Origin of the sequence: Leifsonia sp. Leaf336 (assembly GCF_001423695.1) — a bacterium.
Taxonomy (GTDB): Bacteria; Actinomycetota; Actinomycetes; order Actinomycetales; family Microbacteriaceae; genus Leifsonia.
On the sequence record NZ_LMOZ01000003.1, the window covers coordinates 48,820 to 62,577 of the forward strand.

The following is a 13,758-nucleotide window of genomic DNA, read 5'->3' on the forward strand; positions in this document are numbered from 1 at the left end:
GCAGGATGGCAGGGTGACGCACCTCCGCACAGGCCTTGCAGCGCTCGTCACCACGGCCGCCGCGGCCGGCGCGTGCGCCACCGTCTGGCTGATCTCGTCGCTGTTCGGCGCGGGAGGGGCCTCCGCCGTGCTGGCCACGGTCGTCGCTCTGAGCCTGGGTCGCCGCGAGTTCGCCGGTCGAGCCGAGTTCGCCCGGTCGGCGCTGCTGCTGCCCGTCATCGGCGTCGCGGCGGCCGGGGTCGGCTGGCTCCTCACGGCGGAGCCTGTGGTCGGCGCGGTCGTGTTCGTCGCGGGGATGAGCGTGCCGGTGTGGATGCGACGGTTCGGGCCGCGCGCAGCCCGGCTCGGCGCGCTGATCGCGCTGCCGCTCACGGCGATGCTCGTCGTCCCGGTGGCTCCGGCTGCGGAGGTGCCGATCTGGGCCTCCACGTTGCTCGCGCTGATCAGCGGTGTCGTGGCCGTCCTCTGGGTCGCGCTCGCGCGCGAGGTGCTCGTGCTGGTGGGGGCATCCCCGCTGCGTCGGCGCGGGGCCGCTGCGGTCCGGCCTGCACCCGAACCCGCTGCTGCCCCTCGTGCGCCGTCGAAGCCGCCCGCCCCGCGGCAGGGACGCAGACGCCTCCCGGCGAGCACGCGCATGGCGCTCCAACTGGCCATCGCGCTCTCGGTCGCGTTCGTCGTCGGCTGGCTGGTGTTCCCCGCGCACGCGATCTGGGTGGTGCTCACCGCGTACATCGTGAACGCCGGCAATCGCGGCCGCGGCGACGTCCTCCACAAGAGCGTGCTGCGCGTCGTCGGAGCGCTCGGCGGGTCGGTCGCCGCCGTCGGAATGGCCCTCGCCGTGCCGACCGCCGGCGGGTTCGCGGCTGTCGTCGTCATCTTCGTGGCGCTCTTCGTCGGCACCTGGCTGCGGACGTACAGCTACGCCTACTGGGCGCTCACCGTCACCCTCGTCATCACCCTCGTGCAGGAGCTGCTCGGGGTCTCTCCGCTGCTCGGTCCGGGAGGCCTCGCCGGGGAGGCCGGCATGCTCGGCGAGCGGATGGCGGCCATCGTCGTCGGCGCCGTGATCGGAGTCGCGTCGGCGTGGTTCATCCTCCCGGTGCGCTCGACGGATGTTCTGCGACGACGGCTGTCGGAGCTGCTCATCGCACTCACGACCGCCCTCGCACCGGACGCGGAGGACACCGACGACCGGCCGGCCCGGATCGCTGCCTTCCACTCGGCGCTGGCGCGCGTGGAGGAGCTGGCGCCGGCTCATCGAGCACGCCGTCTGCTGGGTGGTCGCCGCACCGTGCAGCCGATCGACTGCATCGACGCCGCCGCCGCGCTCGGCCCCGCCCTCGACGGCCGGTTCGGGGACGCCCGGTTCGAAGGGAGACGGAGGGCGGATCCCGACGCGCGATCGCGACTCCGCGAGGCCATCGGGCAGGCACGCCGAAGTCTCGGCGCCCCGGCCGATCTGGAGCGCATCCACTCGTCGCTGCTCGCGGTCGCCGGCGCCCTCGAAGCGTGAACCACGACTCCGCAGGCGGGGCACCACGTCGGCGCGGTTCGATAGCCTGAAGGCATGCTCACGCCCCCGATCACCGCCAAGAAGCCGACAGAGCGCAGCCACCACGGCGACGTCGTCACCGACGACTACGAGTGGCTGCGCGACAAGGATGATCCGGCGGTCATCGCGCACCTCCATGAAGAGAACGCGTACACCAACGCCCGCACCGAGAAGCTCGGCATGCTGCGCGAGCAGATCTTCGACGAGATCAAGAACCGCACCCGCGAGACCGATCTGAGCGTCCCCACCCGCGAAGGCGACTGGTGGTATTACACCCGCACCGTGGAGGGCCGGCAGTACGGCATCCACTGCCGCGCCCCGATCGACGGCCCCGACGACTGGGACCCGCCCGCGCTCGACGAAACGGCCCAGCAGCACGGCCTCCCTGGCGAGCAGATCCTGCTCGACGACAATGCGGAGGCCGAAGGGCACGACTTCTACGCCCTCGGCAGCTTCGATGTCAGCGCCGACGGCACTCGCCTGCTGTTCGCCGTCGACGTCGAGGGCGACGAGCGGTACACGATCCGGGTGCGGTCGCTCGCGGGCGACGGCGCCTCCTTCGCCGATGAGATCACCGGAACCGGGGCGGGCGCGTTCTTCGACACCAGCGGCGAGTACATCTTCTACACCACCGTCGACGACGCCTGGCGGCCCGACACCGTCTGGCGCCACCGGGTCGGTCAAGGGCCCGACGGCGAGGAGGACGTGCAGGTCTTCCACGAGCCCGACGAGCGGTACTGGGTCGGGGCGGGTCTCACTCGCAGCCGGCGATTCCTGATCGTGGAGGTCGGCTCCAACATCACCAGCGAGAGCTGGCTGCTCGACGCGAGCGATCCGACGGGTGAGTTCACCGTCGTCTGGCCGCGCAAGGAGGGCGTCGAGTACGACGTGGAGCACGCGGTCGCCGGAGGCCGTGACCGGCTGCTCATCGTGCACAACGACGGCGCCGTCAACTTCGAACTCGTGAGCGTGGCCGCCGACGACCCGCAGGGCCCGCGGCGCACGCTGCTCGCGCACAACCCCGCGGTGCGCATCGAAGGCGTCGACGCGTTCCGCGACTTCGTGGCGCTCGAGTACCGCCGCGAGGGGATGACCCGGCTCGCCGTCGCCTGCCTGCCGCAGAAGGGCGACGACGCCGACCCAGACGACACCCTCCACGAGCTGCAGTTCGACGAGGAGCTCTTCACGGTCGGCGCCGGCGGCAACCCCGAGTGGACCCAGCCCTTCCTGCGGCTCGGGTACGGCAGCTTCGTCACCCCGTCGAGCGTGTTCGACTACGACGTGCGCACGCGCGAGCTTACGCTGCGCAAGCAGCAGCCCGTGCTCGGCGAGTTCGAGCCGGAGCTGTTCGAGCAGCGCAGGGAGTGGGCCACGGCCGCTGACGGCACCCGCATCCCGATCTCGCTCGTCTACCGCCGCGACCTCGTGACCCCCGGCGAGCCGGCGCCGCTCGTGCTCTACGGCTACGGGTCGTACGAGGCGAGCATGGACCCGTCGTTCGGCATCCCCCGGCTCAGCCTCCTCGACCGCGGGGTCGTGTTCGCGATCGCCCACGTGCGCGGCGGCGGCGAGCTCGGGAGGCTCTGGTACGAGCACGGCAAGAAGCTGCACAAGAAGAACACCTTCACCGACTTCGTCGCGGCGGCCGAGCACCTCGTCGACCAGGGCTGGACGACGCCGTCACAGCTGGCCGCGCAGGGCGGCAGCGCAGGCGGCCTCCTGATGGGCGCGGTCGCGAACCTCGCTCCGCGGCTGTTCGCCGGTGTGCTCGCCGAGGTGCCGTTCGTCGACCCGCTGACGACGATCCTCGATCCGTCGCTGCCGCTGACGGTGATCGAGTGGGACGAGTGGGGCGACCCTCTCCACGACGAGGATGTGTATTACTACATGAAGTCGTACGCGCCGGTCGAGAACATCCACCACACCCCGTATCCGCGCATCCTGGCGGTCACCAGCCTCAACGACACGCGCGTCCTGTACGTCGAGCCGGCCAAGTGGGTCGCGAAGCTGCGCGAGGTCGGGGCGGACGCGCTGCTCAAGACCGAGATGGCGGCCGGCCACGGCGGCGTCTCCGGGCGCTACGCGGCGTGGCGCGAACGCGCCTTCGCGCTGGCCTGGCTGCTCGACGTCGTGGGGGCGCATCCGACGGGCGAGTAGCCGTCTCGAACGGAGGAGTTCTGCGGCGGCACGCCGGCCACGGGCAGTCAACGGAGGAGATCGGGCCGGTTTCGGGGCCGAAGTCCTCCGTTGGCCGCGCGGACGGTCTGCCGAGGTCGGGCGCTCGGCCGAGGTCGCTCAGCCGAGATCGTCGGGGTCTTTGCCCGTGCGCTCACCCGATTCGAGGGAGGCGATGGCGGCGACGTCATCGGCGTCGAGTTCGAAGTCGAAGACCTCCAGGTTCTGCCGGATGCGCTGGGGGGTCGACGACTTGGGGATGACCACGTTGCCGAGCTGCAGCTGCCAGCGGATCACGACCTGCGCCGGCGTGACGCCGTGCTTGGCGGCCAGCCCGGCGAGCACCGGGTCGTCGAGCACCCGGCCGCGCGCGAGCGGCGCCCAGGCCTCGGTGACGATCCCCTGCGCGGCGTCGTAGCCGCGGACCTCCTCCTGCGGCAGCCACGGGTGCAGCTCCACCTGGTTGACCGCCGGGATGGTCGACGTCTCCGCGGAGAGGCGCTGCAGATGGTGGATGTGGAAGTTCGCGACGCCGATCGACCGCACGCGACCCTCCTCCTGCAACCGTTCGAGCGCGCGCCAGGAGTCGACGTAGCGATCGTGCGCGGGCGCCGGCCAGTGGATGAGGAACAGGTCGACCGTCTCGAATCCGAGCCGCTCGAGGCTGGCGTCGAACGAGCGCAGCGTGGAGTCGTACCCGTTCTCGGTCCACCACACCTTCGTCGTCACATAGACCTCGTCGCGGTCGAGACCGCTGCGGCGCACGGCCTCGCCGACGGCGCGCTCGTTCTCGTAGAACGCGGCGGTGTCGATGTGGCGGTAGCCGGCCTCGAGCGCCGTGAGCACGGCGTCGACCGTCTCGTCCTCCGGGATCTTGTAAACGCCGAACCCGAGCTGAGGGATCGCCGAGCCGTCGTTGAGCACGATCTGGGGGATGTTCGCCATGGGTTCATTCTGCCCCGGGTTCGGCGTACCGGTGGAGGTGACGAAAGGAGAACACATGAGCTACGACGACAAGCGCGTCGCGTTCCTGGCCGGACCGGAGGGCATCGAGCAGGCCGAGCTCGCCGAGCCCTGGAAGGCTGTGACCGAGGCCGGGGCCACCGCGAAGCTGATCTCGAAGGAGGCCGGCACCGTCCGCGCCTTCAATCATCTGACACCGGCCGACGAGTTCCCCGTCGACCTCACGCTCGACGACGCATCGGCCGAGGACTTCGACATGCTCGTGCTCCCAGGCGGCGTCGCCAACGGCGATCAAGTGCGGACGTTCCCGGCCGCGGTGGAACTGGTGAAGGGCTTCGCCGACGCCGGCAAACCGATCGCCGTGATCTGCCACGGCGGCTGGGTTCTCATCGAGGCGGGTGTCGTGGGAGGCCGCACGCTGACCAGCTGGCCGAGCCTCCAGACCGACTACCGCAACGCCGGAGCGACGTGGGTGGACGAGGAGTCCGTGGTGGACTCCGGCCCGTTCACGCTGGTGTCGTCGCGCAAGCCGGACGACCTTCCCGCGTTCAATCGCGAGCTGCTCGCCGCATTGCAGTGAGGTCGCCTCGGCGTCGCACCTGGCTCCCGCCTCACCGCCACGTGGACGTTTCCTGGCAATGGCAGGCGACGGGGTTGCGCGATGGTGGAGGGCGCGGGAACGTAGGCCCCTCCTGGAGGAACCAACGAAAGGAGAGCCTGTGCTCACCCTGACTGAGAACGCCAGCACGATCGTCAAGACCCTCACCGATCAGGCGCCGGAGGACGACGCCGGCCTGCGGATCAGCAGCAGCAACCCGCAGAACACCGCCTTCGCGGCGGCCGTGACGCCGACGCCGGAGCCCGCCGATCAGGTGGTCGAGTCCGGCGGTGCCCGGTTGTTCCTCGAGCCCGGCGCTGCCGTCGCCCTCGACGACAAGGTGCTCGACGCCCAGGTGGACGACCAGGGCGCCGTGAGCTTCGCCATCGGCGCGCTCGCGTAGCGCGACGCATGTACGACTCGGCCCCGGTGCTCCTCGAAGCGCCGGGGCCGAGTCGTGCGTGCGGGCGCCGTTCTGCGTGGGCCGTTCGCGCCTGCGGGTGGACAGCTCGGTCCAGTCGCACCGCGGCATTCGGTTGTCAATCGCATCGACCTGGCCGCGAACCGATGCTCTGATGGGTGTCGTGCGGGCGGTCCCTCAACCCCGAATCGATCGACCGCCCGCACTCCTCAGCCACGCTGGGGTCGCGGCCGAGATCTCAGGTCGCCGGAGGCCGTTGCGGCTCCCCGGCATCCAGGAGGAACTCGACGGCCGTCGTCCACAGCGGCACGATCTTGGTCGGCGGGATGTCCTCTTCGTCGGGGAAGTGCACCGCGAAGTGGACCTCCGGCTCGCCCTTCACGGGGTCGGCCGTCGCGATGACTCCGAAGTAGCCGTCGTCTTCGAACACGCGCCACCGGGTCACGGAATCGGGCTCCGGCACGATCCGGACCGAATGGCCTCCGTACTCGTATTCAGGGCCGGGAGGGAGCGCAGCGCGGGGATCGATCGTCACATAGACGTTCTACGACCGGTCCCCGGCGCGCGCAACTCGTTCACTTATCGAGGTAAACGGTGTATCGGGGTCGCTCAGGCGTTGGCGACCTCGGACTCCCCGGCATCCTGGGAGGACGGCACGGGGCTCGCCTCGTCGCTCTCGTCGCCCTCCGTCGCCGCCCCGCGGAACTGCGTCATGTAGAGGTCGTAGTAGGCGCCCTTCTTCGCGAGGAGCGTCGCGTGGTCGCCCTGCTCGACGATGCGGCCGTGCTCCATGACGAGGATCGTGTGCGCGTCGCGGATGGTCGACAGCCGGTGCGCGATCACGAACGACGTGCGATCACTGCGCAGCGCCGCCATCGCGTGCTGCACCAGCAGCTCGGTGCGGGTGTCGACCGACGACGTCGCCTCGTCGAGGATGAGGAGCGACGGGTTGGCGATGAACGCCCGCGCGATCGTCAGCAGCTGCCGCTCGCCGGCCGACACGTTGCTGCCGTCGGCTTCGATCTTCGTGTCGTAGCCGTCGGGCAGCTGCCGGACGAAGCGGTCGACCATGGTCGCCTTGGCGGCCTCGATCACCTCCTCGTCGGTCGCGTCGAGCCGGCCGTACCGGATGTTCTCACGGATGGTGCCCGAGAACAGCCAGGCGTCCTGCAGGACCATGCCCACCTGTCCGCGCAGCTCCGCGCGCGAGAGATCAGTGGTGTCGATGCCGTCGAGACGGATGGTGCCGCCGTTCAGCTCGTAGAACCGCATGATGAGGTTGACCAGTGTGGTCTTGCCCGCACCGGTGGGCCCGACGATGGCGACAGTGTGACCGGGCTCGACCGAGAGCGAGAGGTCCCGGATCAGCTCCGTCTCGGGGTCGTACGAGAAGTCGACGCCGTCGAGTTCGACGCGGCCGTCTGCACGCTCGGGCAGGTGCTGTGTCTCGACATCCGGCGACTGCTCGTCGGCGTCGAGGAACTCGAACGTGCGCTCCGCCGAGGCGACGCCGGACTGGAGCATGTTGGCCATGCCCGCGATCTGGCCGATCGGCTGCGAGAACTCGCGCGAGTACTGGATGAACGCCGTCGCGTCGCCGATCGTCATCTGACCGGAGGCCACGCGGAGGCCGCCGACGACGGCGATGAGCACGTACGAGAGGTACGAGACGAAGTTCATCGCCGGCATGATCATGCCCGACACGAACTGAGCGCCGACCGTCGACTTCCACAGCTTGTCGTTGCGGGAGTCGAACTCCTCGAGCATGACCGCGTCGCGACCGAAGGCGCGCACCAGGTCGAGGCCCGAGTACGACTCCTCGATGTGACCGTTGAGCGCTCCCGTCGAGCTCCACTGCTGCTTGAAGAGCTTCTGCGAGCGGGTGCCGATCACTCCGGCGATCACGCCGGAGAGCGGGATCGAGATCAGCGCGATGAGCGCGAGCTGCCACGAGACGATGAACATCATGATGCCGATGCCGATGACGGTCAGCACGGACTGGATCAGCTGCGAGAACGCCTGCTGCAGCGCAGTCTGGATGTTGTCGACATCGTTGGTCGCGCGCGACATCAGGTCGCCGCGCTGCCGCGTGTCGAAGTAGCTGAGCGGCAGTCGGTTGAGCTTGGTTTCGACATCGGCGCGCAGGCGGTAGACCACGCGCATCACGAGGGCGTTCAGGATGTACCCCTGATACCACTGCAGCAGCGAGGCCGCGATGTACATCGCCAGCACGATCGTCAGCAGGCGGCCGAGCTCGATGAAGTCGATCCCGTGACCGGGAACCAGGCCGTTCGGGGTGATCGTGCCGACGGCTCCCTGGAAGATGACATCCGTGGCGCTTCCGAGCACCTTCGGCGCGATGACGATGAGCGCTACCGAGACGACGACGAGCAGGGTCACGAACGTCATCCCGAGCCACTCGGGCTTCAGGAGGCCGAGGAGTCGCTTGAAGGACGGCCAGAAGTGCTCCGCCTTCTTGGCCGGGGTGCCCCCGAACATGTCGCCGTCGGACTCCGTCGGCTCGTACTCGTATTCGAGCTCCAGCTCTTCGATGGCGGTCTCGACGCCGTCTTCGGTCAGCACGCCCTCGCGGGCCTCCGACGTGCGGCCGCGACGGTTCTTCGCGGTGTCGTTCTTGTTCCGGCGCGCCATCTCAGGCCACCTCCAGGCTCAGCTGCGACTCGACGATCTCGCGATACGTGTCGCTCGTCTCCAGCAGTTCGTCGTGGGTGCCGCGGCCGACGATACGTCCGTCGTCGAGCACGATGATCTGGTCGGCTTCGCGGATCGTGGACACGCGCTGCGCCACGACGATCACCGTCGCGTCGCCCGTGGACTCCGCCAGGGCCTCCCGCAGACGGGCGTCGGTCGCGACGTCGAGTGCCGAGAACGAGTCGTCGAACAGCAGGACCCGAGGTTGCGCGACCAGCGCGCGGGCGATGCAAAGGCGCTGCCGCTGGCCTCCGGAGACATTGGTGCCTCCCTGAGCGATGCGCTCGTCGAGACCATGCTCTTTGGCGCGCACGAAATCCTCCGCCTGGGCCACCCGGAGTGCCTGCCACAGTTCGTCGTCGGTGGCGGACGGCCGGCCGAAGCGGAGGTTGGTCGCCACCGTTCCGGAGAACAGGTAGGGCTTCTGCGGCACCAGGCCCAGGACTCCCGAGAGCTGCTCGCGGCTCAGCGAGTCGACGGGAACGCCGCCGACGCGCACCTGCCCGCTCTGCGGAGTGAAGAGATCGGCGATCACCGACACGAGCGTCGACTTGCCCGAACCGGTCGAGCCGACGATCGCGGTCACCCGACCCGGCTCCGCCGTGAACGTCACGTCGTTCAGCACCGGCTTCTCGGCCCCCGGATATCCGAAGGTCACGCCGGCGACCTCGACGCGCCCGTCGGAGGGGACGGCCCCTCGGCGGTCGGGATCGCCCGTCGACGGCGTCGCGCTGAGCACCTCGTCGATGCGCTCGGCGCAGACCATCGCGCGCGGGATCATCATGGCCATGAAGACGCCCATCATGACCGCGACCAGGATCTGCAGCAGGTACTGGAGGAAGGCGGTGAGGGCGCCGATCTGGATGTCGCCCGCGCCGACCCGCTGGCCGCCGAACCAGAGCACCGCGACGGTCGCGGCGTTCAGGATGAGCATGATCAGCGGGAACATCAGGACGAAGACGTTGCCGACCTTGACCGAGATGCGGGTGAGCGCGGCGTTCGCGTCGTCGTAGCGCGCGGTCTCGAAGCGCTCGCGCACGAAGGCGCGGATGACGCGGATGCCGACGATCTGCTCGCGGATGACGCCGTTGACGCCGTCGATGCGGTCTTGCATCACGCGGAACATCGGCAGCAGCAGCCAGACGAGGAAGCCGACCACGACGAACAGCACGGCGACCGACACCCAGATGAGCCACGACAGCCCAGCGTCGACCTGCACGGCCAGGATGATGCCGGCGATGCACATGATCGGCGTCGACACCATGAAGTTGAGCGTCATCAGCACGAGCATCTGCACCTGCTGCACGTCGTTGGTGTTGCGCGTGATGAGCGTCGGCATGCCCCAGCGGGCGAGGTCGAGAGCGGGAAGCGAGTCGACCTTGCGGTAGAACGAACGGCGCACGTCGCGGCCCAGCGACATGGACGCCCGTGCGCCGAAGTACGTCGCGGTGATGGCCGCGGCGACCTGCACGAAGCAGACGATCAGCATCATGCCGCCGGTGCGCCAGATGAAGTCGGTGTCGCCGGTGACGACGCCCTTGTCGATGATCTGGGCGTTGAGCGTCGGCAGGTACAGCGCCGCGATGGTGGCGATGAGCTGCAGGACGACGACCGCGGCGACAGCACCCCAGTACGGGCGGATGTACCGCATCGCCAATCGAAGAAGAGTCACGATGATCCTGGTTCGTTTTCTGGTGGAATTGTGGGACGGGCGCGCGCCGTCAACCGTCCCCGACCGACTCGGCGCTGAGCAAAACCCCCGTACAGCACCTAACGGTAGCGCGGACGACGGACATTCGCTCCTGCCGAGGCGACGGCCACCCGATACGAACAACGCTAGGCGGCACAACGGTCACAGCGTGACCGCAATCGGAATCTGTGGAGATCAGGCAGGCGAGTACAGCAGGTGGAGGACTCCATTCGCGTACGCGTCGTACTGGCGAAGTCGGAGCCGGGACTCCGGGGTGCCTTCGGGGAAGAGCCGTGCGCCGGAACCGCGGACGACGGGATAGACGAACAGGTGGAGGGCGTCAACCAGCCGGTCGGCCAGCAGCGCCCGCACGAGCGACCCGCTACCGCTGACGTAGAGGCCGCCGCTCATGCCCGCTTTCACCTCCCGCACCCGCTCGGCGTCGCAGCCGCCCAGCGACCGCGAGTTCGCCCACGTGGCCTCCGCCGCCGCGTCGTCGAGCGTCGAGGAGACCACGAGCTTCTCGGTGTCGTTGAAGAACGGCGCGCCGGGGTCGTCGGCGGACGTGCGCGTCGACCACGCCGGCGCGAACATCTCGAACGTTCGCCTCCCCAGCAGGATCGCCTCCGAGGCGCCCATGATGCGCGCCAGGTCATCGCCCATCTCCGGATCGAAGCCGTACTCCATCGTCCAGCTCGGGTCTTCGAAGACGCCGTCGAGAGAGACGAACTCGTGCACTGCGATGCTGCCCATGCGGTCAGCCTATGCGGTCGCCACCAACCGGTCGAGGCAGTCGTTCCACCCGGTGACGTGATCGGCCGTCGCGCGCTCGTCGGGAAAGCCGTCCTGACGGACGACGACACGGGTCCCCCCGTCGTCCGGGACGAGCTCGATCGTCACTGCGGTCTCGTGATCCTCGCCGTCCCAACGCCACGAGGTCGCCAGCATCCGGCCCTCGTCAACATCCGACACCCGGCCGCTGACACCGAGGTCCGCCACCTCCGAGCGGATGCGGAGCTCACCGCCCGGAACCGCCTCCACCCGTGCGTCGGTCTCCAGCCGCGGCGGCCAGAACCACGACGCGAGCGCGACGGGATCGGCGAACGCGCGCCAGACGCGTTGGGGAGGAGCGGCGACGACACGCTCGACGGTGAGGCTGGCCATGCCTCATCTTCCAACCGTCCGCCGTGAACATCCAGCGTCGCGTCAGGACGTGTCCGGTCGCCTCAGGCGTCCTTGCGCAGCTGCAGCAGCAGCTCCGGTGCGCGGGCGTCGAGGATGCTGCCGCCGATGCGCGCTCCGACGCCGACCAGCACGCCGCCGAGAGCCACTCCGACAAGCAGGCCCGCCCATCCCCAGATCGCGTCGCCCGTGACAAGCGCGATGACGAACAGGGCGATCTCGGGCAGGCAGAGCACCGCGATAACGCCCCACGCGGCGAAGGTCGGCCCGATCAGCGAGATGTTGGCGCCTGGACGCGAACGGAACGGATTGTCGCCGGGCTCCGGCACCGGGAACACGAGCCGTGCCGACGTGACGGCGCACACCGCCGCTCCCGTCAGCAGGATCCCGAGGGAGAGCCCGAGCAGCCCGGGGAGGATGTGCCAGTCGTCGCCGATCGCCGCGGCGAACAGCGCGATGAGCACGACGGCGGGCACTGCGAACGAGAGCATCGCCGCCGCCCTGCCCCACCGGTCGGCGCGGCCCGGTACGGCCTTGGCGACGTGCAGGGTGAAAGCGGTGGAGTCGTACGAGACGTCGGCGATCATCCCGATTCCGAGCGAGAACGCGACGACGGGCGCACCGATGACGAGGAGGCCGCCGGCGTGGTTGATGCTGGAGTAGAACCAGAACAGCACCGGCATGAGCGGGATCACGAGCAGTTGCCGCAGGTAGCGCGGATCGCGGAACCAGTACGTCAGGCACCGCGCGGCGATCGCCCCCCATGCGTTGCCGGGGAAGATCCCGAACCAGCCGAGCTTGCCCTTCGCCCGCACGCGCGAGGAGGCGCGCGCCGGTGTCACCAGCGAACGCGCAAGGCCCCACCGCCACACCAGCCACAGCACGACGAAGGTCGCAGCGGCGATCAGGAGCCGCGCCAACGCGCCCAGCGGGTCGCCGAGCGCGAGCTGGGACGGCACGGACCACACCGCTCCGAGCGGCGACCACGAGAGCCCGTCGGCGATGGCGGGCAGGGCGTCCGACGACGAGCGGAGGCCGCGCGTGATGCCGATGACGATCGGGCCGGCCAGGATCAGCGGGATGAGCACCAGCAGGCCGCTGGCCTCCCGGAACCGTCGGCCGCCGGAGAGTCCGCTCGACACGGACGTGACCGCGCGCGACACGACGATGCAGGTGGCGGCGCCGAGGGCGCCCGTCACGAGCGCGACGAGCGCGACGCCCGGGAGTCGCACCCACGACAGCGCCGTGGCGAGGGAGGCGAGCGTCGTCGCCGCCCCGGCGACTCCGACGACCGCGCTCAGCAGCATCCCGAGCATGAGAGGCCTCAGCGGGATGGGGTAGACCGCGAGTCGGGCGGGATCGAGCGTCTGCTCGATGCCCGACAGCAGCAGCGGGAGGATCGCCCAGCCCAGCACCGCGGCCGAGCCGCCGAGGACGACGACCGTGCGCACGACCTCCACCGGGGCGAAACCGAGGAGCACCAGGCCGCCCAGCACGACGACGAGCGCGATCAGCGCGTAGACGCCTCCGATGATGACCGCGACCAGCTGGGAGGTGCTGCGGCGGAACGAATTGCGGAGGACGAGTAGGCGGAGCCTTACGAGTGTCGCAACCACTCCGGCCCCTCCCCCACACGGCGTCCGCCGACGAGCTCGACGAAGCGGTCTTCGAGCGTCGAGCCGGCGCGCACCTCGTCGACGGTTCCGGAGGCGATGACCCGCCCCGCGTTGATCACCGCGACGTGGTCGCACATGCGCTCCACGAGGTCCATGACGTGCGACGAGACGATGACCGTCCCGCCGCTCTGCACGAAGCCGTGCAGGATGTCGCGGATGTTCGCCGCCGACACCGGGTCGACCGACTCGAAGGGCTCGTCCAGGACGAGCACCCGCGGCGCGTGCACCATGGCGGCGGCCAGGGCGATCTTCTTGGTCATACCGGCCGAGTAGTCGACGACGAGCGTCCCGCCCGCCGACTCCAGATCGAGGAGCCCCAGGAGGTCGTGGGTGCGCTCGATCGCCGTCGGCCGGTCCATCCCGCTCAGGAGGCCGGCGTACTCAACGAGCTGCTCGCCGGTGAGCCGGTCGAACAGGCGCGCGCCGTCGGAGAGCACCCCGACGAGCGCCTTGGCCGCGAGCGGGTCGCGCCACATGTCGACGCCGTGGATGAGCACCTGGCCGGCGTCGGGGCGGAGCAGGCCGGTGACCATGCTCAGCGTCGTCGTCTTGCCCGCACCGTTCGGGCCGACGAGCCCGTAGAAACTGCCGGAGGGCACGTCGAGGTCGATGCCGTCGACCGCCGCCTTGTCTCCGAACCGTTTGTGGAGGCCGCGCACTGCGACCGCGACGTCATCCTGACCGACCACCGACACCCCTGCCTCTCGACTCCCTCACCCTACGCGCAGTCCGCGCGCGGAACAGCGCCCCCGAACGGGCGAGGCGCGCGATCGAGGGGCACGACGGAAG

The 13,758-nt window shown here is 69.7% G+C and carries 12 protein-coding genes; 4 read left to right on the forward strand and 8 right to left on the reverse strand.

Going from position 1 to position 13,758, the window contains the following annotated elements; all coding sequences use genetic code 11:
* The first annotated feature begins 13 nt into the window (after positions 1 to 13).
* Both ASF88_RS15520 and ASF88_RS15525 read left to right on the forward strand, forming a co-directional pair.
* Positions 14 to 1,513 (forward strand): FUSC family protein, encoded by a 1,500-nt coding sequence (locus ASF88_RS15520; protein WP_055920733.1) that lies wholly within the window; start codon positions 14 to 16, stop codon positions 1,511 to 1,513.
* Between the two features lie 54 nt (positions 1,514 to 1,567).
* On the forward strand, positions 1,568 to 3,709 hold the full coding sequence (locus ASF88_RS15525) for a S9 family peptidase (protein WP_055920735.1): 2,142 nt from the start codon (positions 1,568 to 1,570) through the stop codon (positions 3,707 to 3,709).
* Positions 3,710 to 3,847: 138 nt separating this feature from the next.
* On the opposite strand, the gene ASF88_RS15530 is transcribed toward ASF88_RS15525, so the two are convergent.
* Positions 3,848 to 4,672, reverse strand: coding sequence for an aldo/keto reductase (locus ASF88_RS15530; protein WP_055920738.1), 825 nt, complete (start codon positions 4,670 to 4,672; stop codon positions 3,848 to 3,850).
* A 55-nt stretch (positions 4,673 to 4,727) separates the two neighbouring features.
* Between ASF88_RS15530 and ASF88_RS15535 the strand changes: the two genes are divergently transcribed.
* The gene (locus ASF88_RS15535; protein ID WP_055920741.1) at positions 4,728 to 5,270 is read left to right on the forward strand and encodes a type 1 glutamine amidotransferase domain-containing protein; all 543 of its coding nucleotides are present in this window, start codon (positions 4,728 to 4,730) and stop codon (positions 5,268 to 5,270) included.
* Positions 5,271 to 5,409: 139 nt separating this feature from the next.
* Entirely contained in the window at positions 5,410 to 5,691 is a 282-nt protein-coding gene (locus ASF88_RS15540; protein ID WP_055920744.1) for a hypothetical protein, read from the forward strand.
* 256 nt (positions 5,692 to 5,947) lie between these two features.
* On the opposite strand, the gene ASF88_RS15545 is transcribed toward ASF88_RS15540, so the two are convergent.
* The 7 genes from ASF88_RS15545 to ASF88_RS15575 form a co-directional block, all read right to left on the reverse strand.
* Entirely contained in the window at positions 5,948 to 6,244 is a 297-nt protein-coding gene (locus ASF88_RS15545; protein ID WP_055920747.1) for a hypothetical protein, read from the reverse strand.
* Between the two features lie 74 nt (positions 6,245 to 6,318).
* A complete protein-coding gene (locus tag ASF88_RS15550; RefSeq protein ID WP_055920750.1) occupies positions 6,319 to 8,361 on the reverse strand; it encodes an ABC transporter ATP-binding protein in 2,043 nt (680 codons plus the stop codon).
* 1 nt (position 8,362) lies between these two features.
* On the reverse strand, positions 8,363 to 10,093 hold the full coding sequence (locus ASF88_RS15555; protein ID WP_055920753.1) for an ABC transporter ATP-binding protein: 1,731 nt from the start codon (positions 10,091 to 10,093) through the stop codon (positions 8,363 to 8,365).
* A gap of 213 nt (positions 10,094 to 10,306) precedes the next feature.
* On the reverse strand, positions 10,307 to 10,864 hold the full coding sequence (locus ASF88_RS15560; RefSeq protein WP_055920756.1) for a dihydrofolate reductase family protein: 558 nt from the start codon (positions 10,862 to 10,864) through the stop codon (positions 10,307 to 10,309).
* A gap of 9 nt (positions 10,865 to 10,873) precedes the next feature.
* A complete protein-coding gene (locus ASF88_RS15565) occupies positions 10,874 to 11,275 on the reverse strand; it encodes an SRPBCC family protein (protein WP_055920759.1) in 402 nt (133 codons plus the stop codon).
* 62 nt (positions 11,276 to 11,337) lie between these two features.
* A complete protein-coding gene (locus ASF88_RS15570; RefSeq protein WP_055920762.1) occupies positions 11,338 to 12,909 on the reverse strand; it encodes a hypothetical protein in 1,572 nt (523 codons plus the stop codon).
* Positions 12,891 to 13,658 carry an ABC transporter ATP-binding protein gene (locus ASF88_RS15575; RefSeq protein ID WP_235493507.1) on the reverse strand — a complete coding sequence of 256 codons (768 nt, stop codon included), beginning with the start codon at positions 13,656 to 13,658 and terminating at the stop codon, positions 12,891 to 12,893. Before ASF88_RS15575 ends, ASF88_RS15570 begins: the two co-directional genes overlap by 19 nt.
* Positions 13,659 to 13,758: the final 100 nt, after the last annotated feature.

Bases quoted from the DNA above. Each gene is read 5' to 3' on its own strand.
- ASF88_RS15525 (WP_055920735.1), top strand. From the start codon at position 1,568: ATGCTCACGCCCCCGATCACCGCCAAGAAGCCGACAGAGCGCAGCCAC.
- ASF88_RS15530 (WP_055920738.1), bottom strand. From the start codon at position 4,672: ATGGCGAACATCCCCCAGATCGTGCTCAACGACGGCTCGGCGATCCCT.
- ASF88_RS15535 (WP_055920741.1), top strand. From the start codon at position 4,728: ATGAGCTACGACGACAAGCGCGTCGCGTTCCTGGCCGGACCGGAGGGC.
- ASF88_RS15550 (WP_055920750.1), bottom strand. From the start codon at position 8,361: ATGGCGCGCCGGAACAAGAACGACACCGCGAAGAACCGTCGCGGCCGC.
- ASF88_RS15560 (WP_055920756.1), bottom strand. From the start codon at position 10,864: ATGGGCAGCATCGCAGTGCACGAGTTCGTCTCTCTCGACGGCGTCTTC.
- ASF88_RS15565 (WP_055920759.1), bottom strand. From the start codon at position 11,275: ATGGCCAGCCTCACCGTCGAGCGTGTCGTCGCCGCTCCTCCCCAACGC.